This window comes from Legionella steelei (assembly GCF_001468005.1).
GTDB classification, from domain to species: Bacteria; Pseudomonadota; Gammaproteobacteria; order Legionellales; family Legionellaceae; genus Legionella; species Legionella steelei.
On sequence record NZ_LNYY01000004.1, the window covers coordinates 1 to 12580 of the forward strand.

The window sequence follows — 12580 nt, forward strand, 5'->3', positions numbered from 1 at the left end:
GTTCCTGCATTAATGACAGAGCGCGTGCAAGCGTGTTCAAAGATGTTTCAATTACCTAAATTTAAAATTGAAGCGTTGTTGCGCGGCATTGTTGCATTAGACGCCAATACGATGCAAAGAATCGCTGATGAGCTTGAAGTGAGTTCAGATTGGTTGTTTGGTGATGCGAAAGAGAAAGCGACACACCATTAAATAACTAAGGCCTGAATAATAACGACTCATCATTCAATACGCCTACGGTGGCAACACCGTGTGTCGCCAGCCAACGATTTACCTGTTTACGTTTGGTGTAAATGGGTAAATCATAACACATCGCCGTTTTAAGTATCTTGTTTACCACTTTATCAGACAGAAAATACTCGGGATAATTTTTACGTAAGTACTTTTTCAGATTTTTACCTTTGTCTGATAACCAAAATCCACCACCAAGTGATGCGGAAATGCAAATTTTTTTAATGTCTCCAAAACGTGAAAAACTAATGAGTTTGTGTATCGAGCGTTTACGAATGTAATGAGTTGTATGATGACCAAAAAATTGGGTTTTGCTATAACGTTCGGCAACTAAGCCTTTGGGCTTAATGAACCAGCCCGAAGGATGGCGTTCGCTTTTCTTTTCCAGTACCCCACCAAAAAAAAACCAAGTTCCTGCATAACCAGAATTTCTACCCGTTGAGCAATACCAAGGGGTGTTATTAATGACGGTGATTAAGCGGTGAGTTCCATTTTTCCACAAATTTGCTGAAATCATGGTGTACGAATGAGATTTTGAACGCCGATCGAAAATTATCATCGAAAATCAGTCCAATTTGGGTTAGTTAACTGAATGTCGCCAGTTTTTTTAATATTTAATACGAATATTTCTGATGCATTTGTGGTCATTCCCGTCTGGCAGGAATGACCCACTCCCTGATGCTCTTTAAGTCATTCTTTTTATCAAGACAGTCTGTGATACGTGTTAAGCCCATGGTTGAATACATCAGTGAGGTTCGCAACGCTGGGGATTGTCGAGTTACCGGAGAAAAACGCCAACCCTGCTTGGATCCCGCGTGCAATGTTGGCACCGGCAGCCAATTGATTTAATGAATTAGGGGCAATTGCTTCAAACGCATGAATTGCAACATCCGGTAGATACTCTATTGCTGCAGCTTCTGGGTTATTGATGTATTGAAACATAACAAGCCCAGCAACCAGTGCATTATAGCCTCGATAGACGGTGCTCCAGCTTAATAGGTTATACATACTTACAGGTTGTTGAGTCGCTTGTTGTTTTGCATAAGACATATCATTACTCCTTAGTATTTATAGATTAAAAAATTGTCCTTTCGTGTGTCATTATAAAGTAAGTTGTAAGTTTTTAAATAAGTCTAGCTCCCTCCGTAGATGATGGGGGCTTTACTTCAGTGCTCGAAATCAGCTCATTTTGTCTCAAGCGAGCGACATGTTAATGACCTGGTTCGCTAATGAAAAAACCTTATATTTTTTCCAAAAAATAAAGTTGAAGTTGAAAAAAAACTAGTTAAAATAATGACTTGCCGCTGGAAAACCTTAGTTAGAAAAGGAGGTAACATTTTCAGTAGCGCAAATCAATTCATGGATTAAATAAGCACTTAATCCCTTATTCATATTTCTTTATAAAAGGATTTAAAAATGCCTGGCTCAACCTCAAACATATTAGATCGCCTTCAAGCACGTGTACCGACCTCTTCTGCAGCCCATCGGAATGCGCAAAGAAGTAATGGAGGCTTATTAGTGACGCAAGGCACAGTACAAGCAGGGATGCAAATTACGAATACAATGAGCCCAATTCCTTTAATACCAATAGCTTTTGCACAGGTACTCAATTCCGGATATGCAGTAGCGCGTTCTGATACTCATCTTAATGAAAAATTGATTCAAGGGCTGCAGGCGATATTCTCGGCAGTGATCTTAGGGTTGGCAATCAGTTTGGTATTTCATGACGAGCAAATAGTGCAGCAAGTCATGTACTTATTTCAACTCCTCTACGGTTCATTATTCCTGGTTACATGGGGAGGCAGTGAAGTTTCTAAAGATCCCACTTCAACAACTACAGCCAATGCAGTGGCTCCGCAGCTACTTAAATCCATAATCAAGAGACCTGTTGATGAAGATTTAGAAAAAGGTGAGAAAAGTGAGTTGGAAGACGAAGTTGATGCAAGTGATGAGGAAAACGTGCACGAGATGAAAAAAATGTCTAAGTCTTAATGATGGTATTTGGGGGAGGGGCATTCTGTTTAAGATAGCCCCTCAGATGGTATGTTTTGGGACTATTTTACATTTGGTGAGAAGGTTGTTGATCCTCTCCAAGTTTGATACCGGTCAGTGTTTGTTGAAATATATCGAAATTATTGATTTTTGAACGGGTATTAATTATTGGGAACATAATATGTTGAAAAAAAGCCGCTCTTTTTTCAATTTCTTCAGCATAAATTTCGGCGACTAGTTCGGGCTCATTTCTAAATTCACCACAGCCCCAAGCTCCAAGTAGCACATTAGGTTGCTCTGCAAGAATTAATGTATCCAGTTGCGCTGCAATCCGTCGTCGCAAATCATCTTTATGTTGTTTGAGCACTGTAGGTTCTTGTGATTGTGATTCAGCAAAGTGTTCTGGAGCCGCAGATCTTAATTCATAAAAGGGAAAAATATGTTGGTCTGGAAGAAATGCGAAACTTAATCCAGAATCCGCAACCATATTTGGGGTATATTCATCCATTGCTAATGGAAGTGACACGATTGGACCTCTAAAGCAAATTCTGGGCTCTTCACTGAAAAACGTTTTATTTGCGTCCGGTGAATAGGCTTCTTTACAGCGTTTCTTTAGCATTTCAAGTTCCATTGGCAGCATTTTCTTTCTGCCTTCTACCAACTCTCTTCCTTCCGGAGTATAGAGGAATGTGTTTTCGTAATCCCTATCGCATATCACTATTTTATCCTTTAAGGATAGGGCACATGTGGTTCGGTGCCACATGTTTTCTTCTTGAGCACTTCCACCTTGCAATGCCGCCCCTCCAGGATAGAGCGAATTTGCCATGTTTAATACAGCATATAGTCTTCCATACTTTCGGGTTGCTTCTAGTGCTACATCACCCCAATCTTGATTTACCACCTCAACTTCAGAAGGAGGTTCTGCTTTGTTTGCTTTCCAATGATTTAGATTTGCTGTTGCCTGCTTTTTTAATTTTCTGAGTTTTACTGGGTCGGTTATTGTAGTTAATGTTTGGCCCATACTCTCATGACGCCAACTCTCTCCAGAAAGAGCGCCTCTGACTAGGCTTGGTTTTTGTGCTTCATACATATCCATAATAGCGGAAAACTCTGGATTGCTAGCAGTTTGCAGACCCCTTCTTCTAAAAAATTTTAGAAACATAATTCAAAATCCTTACTCTATTTGCACTCAATATATCATTTTTATTAAGCAATCTGATCTATACCTATTGCTTTAAATGAATAGGCAACAAAATTTGAGCACAGGGTTCTGCTGGAACCATCTTACTCAAGCGCCACAAGAGGCGATTCACAAACGAATCAATATGATTATACATTGATCATAGTGTATATGTTTTTTAATTCAAGAGAAACACTAGTCTTGTTAAGACAATAAACCATTCTTTCTCTTTTTAAGGGGGCATATACGAGAATCAGTGTTAAAAAAATCGTCGATATTGAGCTGAATTTATATTCCTTCAGCATTAAATAAGTTATATTAATGAAATCATTGAACAAGGAGAGTTTGTATGATGAAAAGCTGTGTAAAAAATATGATCGGAGTAGTTCTATTTTCTTTTTCAATTCATGCCTTTGCTGATGACACGATCAAAGTACAAGTCAAAACTGATGAGCAAACAGCAGCAGCTTTAGGTTTTATTGTGGATGGTAAAAAATCAGGTGCGCGTGGGAAATCCTATTCAGGCAAGGGACCTGCAAATAAGGTATATGTCTTTGGATACCGAAAAAATTCTGCATTTGGCAAGGATATTATGTGTGGTTCCCAAAAGTTGGCAAAAGACAGCACGGTGACCTTAGTAACTACAGGTGAGCATTGCACTATTCAAGTAGATTAAACGAAATCTAAAAGAATTGTTTGCAGGATGGACGTTTTCTCATATTTATCTGCTGAACTTAAAGAGCAGATAATCCTGCATCTGCAATCATCCGTTCGTAAATCAAAACCAAAACTGAACCTTGATGAATCTCCAAAACAATTTCTGAGTGCAGGGTTCGATTGAAACACGATGTTTGTCCTGGAAAAGAAAGCGTTGCGTTGTTGAGCTCCCACTGAAGTCCTGTTGAAGAAACAATTGCCGAGGGTATTCCCATTAACGAGATTTTTGTATGGATAGGTAATGCGCAATGCATACGGGAGTGTTCATTGAGAACAAAGCCACGCAGGGGCGGGGCATACAAAAGGCAGTTTGTTTCCATAAAGATATTAATATTATTCAAGATATGATCCAAATGCCCGCCATTTATTCCTACAATGATGGCGGGTAATAAATCATTCTCTTTTAAATAACTCATCGCTTTTTGAAAATCACTATAATTTTGATCTACTAAACGCAGAGAACGATGGTTTTCTAAAATGGCAGGCCGTACAGAGTCCAAATCCCCAGTGATTAATTGTGGGTGGACTCCACGTTCCAATAAGCTATTGGCTGCACCATCAGCTGCAATGACAGGCAAGTTCAGGCTAATGAAAAAAGAAGACTCAGGTAGATCGCCATTGAGGCAGAGAATCGATTGATAGCCTGTTAAATTAATTACATCGTGCATCATAATATCTTTTTAAAAGAATAAGCAGCAAACTGACAATCAAACCGACTACATTAGAACTGATTACAAAAAAGGAATCTGTATTGCTCCCATAAATAATCCATGCGACAGAGCAGATGAGGTAATTAATCAACATAATCATGGACAGATCTTGAGTCGATTTTGTTTTTAAGGATTTGACAATTTGTGGTAATAAACCAATAAATGAAGTAATAAACGCTATAAGACCTGAGAACATAACAATAGACACATTTTCCTCCGCTCAGACGAATGAGATCAGGTTCAAAGGGTTGGTTTATCCTCTCAGCCATAACCGGCACCCCTAATGTATAAATATTATTCTATCATGAAAGAGTCTAACCACCAAAGGTGAATTTAGAAAATAACCAATTGTTTTGTTCTGTGATTCATTTTCTCACTTATGATGGCTATTTTTTTATAACTCATGTGGCCAATTATGAGGAGGTCAGAGAGAGCGGCACAGGCTATGGGTTTTGGGGGAACATAACAGTGGGTTGTTCTGGAGGTTGTTTGCTCTTCAAAAATGCCTGTTCAATCAAAATCATTAATTGGGTTCTCGCCTCTTTTGACGGTAAGCATTTATCAAGCTCAAGAGGTAGAGTCTGAGTAACTTCAGGCTCTTCATCTTCAAGCTCAAAATGATCTGCCGAGAGCACTCGACCTTTCATGATTCCTTCTTTGATAGAGCCACATGTTGAAAAGGAAAAATATGTGTCAGACCAAGGATCAACAATATAGTCATCCACAATTAAAAAAGCATGATTTATACCAAATTCGGCTATTTGAATTTTTCCCGAAAATCCTCCGGCTCTTAATAGTAATCCGCTGGCGGAGGCCATTTCTTGACAATTACCACAGCCGGTTTCCATAGCGTTTAAACCTTGTTCATAGAGGCTTGATTTTTTGTTTTGATAAGCTCGTATTGTTTGTTCAATTTCTCCACTTTCAGGATAACCGTCAGGTTTTAATGATTCTCGGGTCGAACTTTTAGGAATCAGGTATTTAATAAGTCCAAGTATTGCTTCGATTTTTGTGGTGGTTGAGGACTCGCTTTCAAAACGAAATGTAGGAAGATTATTTGCCATAATAATTAAGATTATTATCCACTATGTATATTATATAGTTCATGTGTGCTTTAAATTCCAATCAACCTTTTGCCAGGATTTCTGCTGGTAGGATTTTCTCTAATTGGCAGACGCAATAACGCTGCCTTGCACCATTGGTAATGTCGTGCCTCTCTTTTATTTTCTTTCTACATGTCACAGATAAAACACTATGATAATTTTGATTTTTTATTGTGCAAAAAGCGAAGTTTTTTTATCTGTTCAAATGGTTTTCTTTTTAGCATAATGGGCGGCGGTGTCAGTTTGGTTTAAAAGTTTTTTATCTTCAAATTGTCATTAGAGTAAGTTATTGATCCTTAAAGATATGTTCCTTGAGGATGTTTTTTTCAGATAAGGAATGAAAATGAAAAGATTTGCTGTGTTAATCGCGGGATTGGCTCTAACTGGGTTGGCAGTGGCTGACAAACCTAAAGAAGAGGTACGTCATATTGTGACGCTCAATGGCCTGAAACAAGGTGATGGACGGTATATTCGTACCGATGTTGTTGAAAATGGTAAATATAAGTTTGGCTATTATTTTTGTGGTACCCGTCATAGCGTAGTTTATGGCGATATTGTTTTTGCTGATGAGGTGAGTGAGAACTATCGCGTAGAGCGATCCCTGAAATTTTCAATTTGTCAGGATGAGACTTTAACTGATTGCCAGGAATTTGCATCGGACCAGTTTACTATTTTTAAGAATAAAGATGGTTATCTGGAGACCGACAGTCGCCCTATTGTGCCTCTTAGTATTGCATCAGTAAAAGATGCGTATAAAGCATGTGAACCTAATCCAGCAGAAAATAATCGGATGAAAAAAATAATCCATGCAGGCAGCGATTATCTGATTCGTCAAGGTTAATTGGATATAGCTTGGGGGAGGCGCAGTAACCTGGGTTTCTGAAATGAATGAACACTTTAATCCCTGCTTATGCCGCGCTTCCCCAACGCTACATAAAAACTTGTTAATAACTGCAGATTTTTTTGCAGACCTAGAGCAAAAGCACAAAAATTTTACTATAATGCCCCGCTATTTTTTTATAAATTGAATATTATGTTGCAAACAAGAACCTCCATTGTATTTATTGGCTTATTAGCGGCTTTTTCTTTACTTACCTTTGATCTTTATCAACCTTCGTTGCCTTATCTCACCAATTTTTTTGATACAACACATGACTTAAGCCAATTAACCTTAAGTATTTATCTGTTTGTTTTTGGGGTTACTCAATTAGTCTGGGGACCACTCATCGATCATTTTGGGCGACGTCGTTTATTGCCTGCAAGCTTACTCATTGCAGTTCTTGCCAGCTTAATCTGCGCTTTTGCCCCGAATATTTCTGTGCTCATTCTCGGAAGGGCATTACAGGGGTTTGCCTTGTGCAGCGCTAATCTGATTGCGTTTTCAATCTCGCGAGACTTTGAAGATACGGTAGAGCGGGCCAAGGTTTTATCCTATGTGTCTATGATTGTTTCAATATCTCCCATTCTTGCTCCAGTATGTGGTTCGCTGATCTTTACCTATTGCAGTTGGCAAGCGAATTTTATGTTGATGGCTGTAATTGGCCTGGTGCTCTTGTTGCAAGCGCGCAAAGGATTATTTGAGTCACCATTTTGGACTCAACCCCAAGAACCTTTTAAGATAAAAAAGGTAATCAAAGCCTATCAAGACATCATTCCATCGCCTACGCTTTGGAGTGGTTCTTTTATTATGATGTTTAGCTTTGCTGCGGTCATGCTTTCCGTGATTAATTCATCCTACATTATTATTGATCAACTGGGTTTTTCACCCTTAATGTATGGCATTATCTTTATTATTAATGGATTAAATATTATTGTTGGGAATTACTTAGGCATTTGGCTGCGTAAGTATTTCAGTATGGCTGCCACCATTTATCTAGGTAGCTGGTTTATTATTAGCGGAGGTTTTGCGATGTTATTGTATGCAAACTTTGCTGAATTTGATTTATATGCTTTGTCTTTTGCATTAATTTGTAACTTAGGAATTAGTTTAACCGCACCGGCCACGATGTCGATTATGCTTGCAGACTATAAGGAAAATACTGGTCTCGCATTAGCCATAATTCATACCGTACGTATGTTTGGTTCATCTGTATTCACTATCATCAGTGCTTATTTACTGGTGCAAACACTTACGGCATTGCCTTTAGGCTTAATTGTTTGTGGACTCGGTGCTCTCTACAGCGCTTGGTATTTTAATCGCGTGACGATGAGTGACTCTGAGTTGGATGGGGCGGAAGCTGCTTAGTGCGTTAAGGTTCTAATATAAAAATTGGCAAAACGGGTAAACAGATTGTACACTTAAGGTGTTTAAAGGCTCATTCTTACTCAGGAACCTGACTTTATCAAGCATCATGGAGGATATAAATGAGAATATCGCGATCTGTTGTTGTTGGAGTTTCATTGCTCCTTTCATTAAATCAGGCTAATGCACAAGATCTTGACCCTAATGCGGACAGTAATAATATCACTAATTTTTCTCAATTAGTGAAAGCAGTTGAAAGTGGTGAAGATGTTCGAGGAATCATTCATTTTGATAACTGTGAAGCAACAGGACCACTTGCTACCCAAGCTATGAGACGATTAGAGGGGGCTACCACTCGTTTTAATTTCACCAACTATTTTCATGGTCAGGAAACTATTAATAACATATTGATAGATACGGTGACTACGTCTATGAAAATTTTTATACAAAACCCCTCAGGAGAATTCCTAACGTTATCAGGTCGTTTAAGTGTTTTTGACGATAATACAGTGACACTACACGTGAATTTTTTTGATCCCATTTTGCATAAGCAACAAATGGTAGTCGATTGGACTTGTAATTTTAATAAGGACGACGGTAAAAATGGTTTGGTGTTGTTTAACTCTTAGAGTGAACTACGAAATAAATAAATTGCCCCTCCTATTTTCCGTTCTTTGCTGTGGTGTACTTCGGTATGCACAGCGAAGAGTGGTCTTCTCATATTAGTATTTTAAGCCTATATTAGCTCTACGACTTACCAGAGCTAATTCTTAGAATTTAATACCGTATCTATGGTATCATTTTGTTTTAATAAACAATGATTGTGCACAATGAAAATAAAAGTTTTTTTTTATAGTTTGTTTCTATTAATGAATCTTGACGCAGTCGCTGCACCTCGTTTTATGCCGGCTGAACCGTCGTCTGCAACCCGTTATGAAATCAATGGGCCTGCTTTATGTGCTACCGCCAAAGAGACTTTGGCTTATTTAAATAAAGGCAGCCATTATGATCCTCGGGTTATTCATGAAGGCAAAGTGTTTAAAATCCCTCTTGTGCGAGTCAAAGCAACCTTAATATTTATTTGCCAACACCAAAACGAAATGAATAATCCTGCTTTTGTTAAAGCACACTTTGATTTTATGCGTTGGTATCCTGATCAAGAACAAGCGAAGCCACTGAGTATGCAAAAACCGCTTCTTGCGCATTTACCCAAAGATAAGATTTTAATGACTAAGTATTATGTTCATCGTGCTAAGGCATCAACTACACGCAACGCGGTTTATCCCTTTGCCCTTTATGGTCTTCCTAAGGATGAAGAATTACTGACTTTGGAGGAGGCAGAGGCTAAGCCTGGACTGATACGTTTCCAATATGGCAAGCAGGCTATTTTAAAAGGCGCATTAGCGAATAAAAATGTACCTGCTTTGGGTTATTTCAATCGAGAAGACATCGAAGCAGCATTAATGCAAGGTACCGTTGTTGCTGATTTTGGCTTGAACCATCCAACAAAAACCTTTAATGTGCATCGTTGTAATAACATTGCATATGACAAAGCCAAAAATCCCTATCAGCAAGAGCGTTATTGGTATTTTAAACCAGTAGCAGGCATCAAAGGCTATGGAAAAGATGCAGATCATAAAATTACTGTGAATACAGAAGTTACTTTTGCCGCTGATCTTACGCAGTTTGGTTTAGGTAAATTATTGATGGTGCAATACCCTAATCGTTCAGGAAACATGGTGACACGAGCTGGCATTTTTGCTGACACCGGAGGCGCATTTGAAAATAATTTGTATCAAGTTGACTTTTTAGCGGGCAGTTATGCTGGGAGAAAAGCGTTTGCGCAGGCAACCCATCATTTGCCAGATTATGTAACAGCATACTTTATGGTATTAAAAGAATAATATGAAAACTCTTCTACTTTGCTCATTTTTTATAAGTTCGCTGGTACATGCCTTTTCTTGTAATGACGCGCAAAAAATTCATAAAGCACCGATTCAATTTGATCTCCAACGTGTTGTGTTAACACGTCAGTATCAATTAACTCATTATGGAATCGATTCGAAGTCCATTGAAATTGAACCGAAAATGATTGTTTTGCATTGGACATGTATCCCTACGTTCAAAGCAACTTTTCGTGTATTTAATCCACCAACATTCCCCAAAAACTCACCGCGCATTAAAGAGTTGCCTGGAGACTTGAACGTCTCTACCCATTTTGTAGTAGATCGAGATGGAAGCATCTATCAACTTATGCCGGATCATTGGATGGCTCGGCATGTTATAGGCTTGAACCATTATGCTATTGGTATTGAAAATGTAGGTGGGATTGATAGCAAAGATGATCTCACCGAAGCACAGACAAAAGCAAACGCATTTTTAGTCTGTTATCTCAAAAAGAAATATCCGGAAATAAAATATGTTATTGGCCACAATGAATATTTAAATTTCAAAAATACGCCTCTTTGGCTCGAAAAGGATCCCAATTACCAAACGGATAAAGATGATCCAGGCCCCGATTTTCTTAGGCGAGTTATGAAGTTAGTACGTGGCAGCCAAGGCTGGCATCAACATCCAGAGCATCGACTTCAGGTTGCTGGCAGGAAATATCATGAGCAAGAAACCAGCGAAATCAATGCTTTTTTTAGCTCTATAGGGCTATGAGCAACTACGCTTAGTATATAATAAAGTTTAAAGACGCAGTGCAAATAATAGTGCTGAACCTAAATGATCTGATTCAATTCATGGAGTGAATATGTCTGATAAGTTATTGGATGTACTGGTAGTTGGCGCCGGCCCCGTCGGTTTATTTTGCGCAAATGAACTAACCCGCCAAGGTTTGAGTTGCCGGATCATTGATAAAAAGTCGACGCTCAGTGACAAGTCTAAAGCGTTGGCCATTCATATTCGTACACTTGATCTACTTAGGGATTGTAGTTTTCTTGATGAAATACTCATTGAGGGACAAAAAGTAGATGGAGTTATGTTTAAGTCTAAGGGAAAAGAGTTAATTCATGCAACGTATGCCAATGTTGAAGCAGATTATCATTTTGTTATTGATCTCCCTCAAAGTAAAACGGAACATATTTTTCATCAAGGATTAGCTGATAGAGGTTTGCAGGTTGAATGGCAAACTGAACTGATGGAAAGCGAACAATCAGCAACCCATATGGTATCTACTTTAAAGCATGTTGATGGCAGTATGGAACAGGTTCAATCGCAGTGGATTATTGCTTGCGATGGTTCACACAGTACCCTAAGAAAATTAGTGAATGCAGAGTTTATAGGCTCTTCCTTCAAACAAACTTGGTGGCTTGCTGATTTGCTTATTGATTGGGAGCTGCCAGAGAATAAATTTATAATCTATGTGAGTGCGGAAGGGCCACTAGCCTGTTTTCCAATGGGAGAGAAACGTTATCGTTTGGTCATGACTGCCCCAGAAAAAATCATGCATCAAGAACCTTCAATCGAAGACATTACAAGGGCTTTTAAGGCGCGTTGTACGGATTCAGCAACCCTACGTGATCCTATTTGGATTAGCCAATTTGGTATTGATCACAAGCAAATTCAAAACTATCGTTACGGACGCGTATTTTTTGCTGGTGATTCAGCGCATGTTCACAGTCCTATGGGTGGGCAAGGTTTAAATACGGGGTTGCAAGATATCTATAATTTGGCCTGGAAATTAGCGCTGGTGCAAAAAGGACTGGCAACCGATGCATTGCTTGATAGTTATCATTGCGAACGTCATCCCATTGCTGCAGAGGTATTAAAAAATACGGGAGCAATGACTCGTTTGATGATGATGAGTAATCCGTCGATGATTTCTCTGCGTAACTTCTTTTTACGCATAGCCATGTCGTTCGATTCGATTAAAAATTTTGTCATGTATAATTTGGCCGAGTTGTCAGTAAGCTATGCCAAAAGTCCAATAGTTAAAGTACTCGGCGAAAAGACAAAGTTTCATGTTGGTGAGCTTCTTATGAACTTCCCTTTACTTGATGCGCAAACTAAAGAAAAAAGAGAGCTGCAGCAAGCGACGCAAGGAACGCTGCATCATTTATTGTTGTTTGTGGGACTTGCTGATAATAACGCTCTGTCCGCTTTCGCTGAACTTGCTGCAACTGTTACGCAGCAATTTAAGGGGCTAATAAAAACTCATATTATCCTTCCGCATTCGGGAATGAATATAGCTGACAAAGGGATTTCAATATTGATTGATGAACATCAAAAGATGTACCAGCGCTTTAAAATCAGTCAACCTACCGTGGTGTTGATTCGGCCTGATAAATATATTGGTTTAACCCAGATGCCAGTGAATAAAGAAGAGTTAATGGAGTATTTAGAACATACCTACTTCCTTACGAGTTCTAAAATTTGATGCAAGATAGCCAGCATGATAAGT

15 protein-coding genes and 1 riboswitch are annotated in these 12580 nt (G+C 38.8%); of the genes, 9 read left to right on the forward strand and 6 right to left on the reverse strand.

All coding sequences use genetic code 11. The features are described from left to right. Positions 1-192, forward strand: a 192-nt coding sequence (locus tag Lste_RS00930) for a hypothetical protein (protein WP_058509214.1), incomplete at its 5' end; no start/stop codon positions are given. A 4-nt stretch (positions 193-196) separates the two neighbouring features. Here Lste_RS00930 and Lste_RS00935 read toward each other — a convergent pair. Then, positions 197-790 carry a hypothetical protein gene (locus tag Lste_RS00935; protein ID WP_058509215.1) on the reverse strand — a complete coding sequence of 198 codons (594 nt, stop codon included), beginning with the start codon at positions 788-790 and terminating at the stop codon, positions 197-199. Between the two features lie 143 nt (positions 791-933). Beyond that, entirely contained in the window at positions 934-1281 is a 348-nt protein-coding gene (locus Lste_RS00940; RefSeq protein WP_058509216.1) for a hypothetical protein, read from the reverse strand. Positions 1282-1647: 366 nt separating this feature from the next. On the opposite strand from Lste_RS00940, the gene Lste_RS00945 reads away from it, so the two are divergent. After that, positions 1648-2223, forward strand: coding sequence for a hypothetical protein (locus Lste_RS00945; RefSeq protein WP_058509217.1), 576 nt, complete (start codon positions 1648-1650; stop codon positions 2221-2223). Positions 2224-2290: 67 nt separating this feature from the next. Here Lste_RS00945 and Lste_RS00950 read toward each other — a convergent pair whose 3' ends face one another. After that, on the reverse strand, positions 2291-3385 hold the full coding sequence (locus Lste_RS00950; protein ID WP_058509218.1) for a poly(ADP-ribose) glycohydrolase domain-containing protein: 1095 nt from the start codon (positions 3383-3385) through the stop codon (positions 2291-2293). A 367-nt stretch (positions 3386-3752) separates the two neighbouring features. Here Lste_RS00950 and Lste_RS00955 point away from each other — a divergent pair, with 367 nt between their 5' ends. Beyond that, complete coding sequence (locus tag Lste_RS00955; RefSeq protein ID WP_058509219.1) at positions 3753-4079, forward strand: hypothetical protein; 327 nt, start codon at positions 3753-3755, stop codon at positions 4077-4079. Positions 4080-4137: 58 nt separating this feature from the next. On the opposite strand, the gene Lste_RS00960 is transcribed toward Lste_RS00955, so the two are convergent. The 3 genes from Lste_RS00960 to Lste_RS00970 all read right to left on the reverse strand — a co-directional run bounded on the left by Lste_RS00960 (position 4138) and on the right by Lste_RS00970 (position 5894). Then, positions 4138-4788, reverse strand: coding sequence for a thiamine diphosphokinase (locus tag Lste_RS00960; RefSeq protein WP_058509220.1), 651 nt, complete (start codon positions 4786-4788; stop codon positions 4138-4140). Continuing rightward, positions 4772-5038, reverse strand: a complete 267-nt coding sequence (locus tag Lste_RS00965) for a SemiSWEET family sugar transporter (protein WP_058509221.1) — start codon at positions 5036-5038, stop codon at positions 4772-4774. The genes Lste_RS00960 and Lste_RS00965 overlap by 17 nt, the downstream gene beginning before the upstream one ends. Then, positions 5025-5122, reverse strand: a riboswitch (TPP riboswitch). It overlaps the preceding gene by 14 nt. 151 nt (positions 5123-5273) lie before the next feature. Further along, complete coding sequence (locus Lste_RS00970) at positions 5274-5894, reverse strand: hypothetical protein (RefSeq protein WP_058509222.1); 621 nt, start codon at positions 5892-5894, stop codon at positions 5274-5276. Positions 5895-6276: 382 nt separating this feature from the next. Here Lste_RS00970 and Lste_RS00975 point away from each other — a divergent pair, with 382 nt between their 5' ends. The 6 genes from Lste_RS00975 (at position 6277) to Lste_RS01000 (ending at position 12556) form a co-directional block, all read left to right on the forward strand. Continuing rightward, the gene (locus Lste_RS00975; protein WP_058509223.1) at positions 6277-6774 is read left to right on the forward strand and encodes a hypothetical protein; all 498 of its coding nucleotides are present in this window, start codon (positions 6277-6279) and stop codon (positions 6772-6774) included. A 192-nt stretch (positions 6775-6966) separates the two neighbouring features. Then, positions 6967-8178: a multidrug effflux MFS transporter gene (locus tag Lste_RS00980; protein ID WP_058509224.1), complete on the forward strand. Its 1212-nt coding sequence runs from the start codon at positions 6967-6969 to the stop codon at positions 8176-8178. A 119-nt stretch (positions 8179-8297) separates the two neighbouring features. Then, positions 8298-8804, forward strand: a complete 507-nt coding sequence (locus tag Lste_RS00985; protein WP_058509225.1) for a hypothetical protein — start codon at positions 8298-8300, stop codon at positions 8802-8804. A gap of 201 nt (positions 8805-9005) precedes the next feature. Further along, positions 9006-10079, forward strand: coding sequence for a hypothetical protein (locus tag Lste_RS00990; protein WP_058509226.1), 1074 nt, complete (start codon positions 9006-9008; stop codon positions 10077-10079). Position 10080: 1 nt separating this feature from the next. After that, positions 10081-10839 (forward strand): N-acetylmuramoyl-L-alanine amidase, encoded by a 759-nt coding sequence (locus Lste_RS00995; RefSeq protein ID WP_083503888.1) that lies wholly within the window; start codon positions 10081-10083, stop codon positions 10837-10839. A gap of 91 nt (positions 10840-10930) precedes the next feature. Next, on the forward strand, positions 10931-12556 hold the full coding sequence (locus Lste_RS01000; RefSeq protein ID WP_058509227.1) for an FAD-dependent oxidoreductase: 1626 nt from the start codon (positions 10931-10933) through the stop codon (positions 12554-12556). Positions 12557-12580 lie beyond the last annotated feature (24 nt).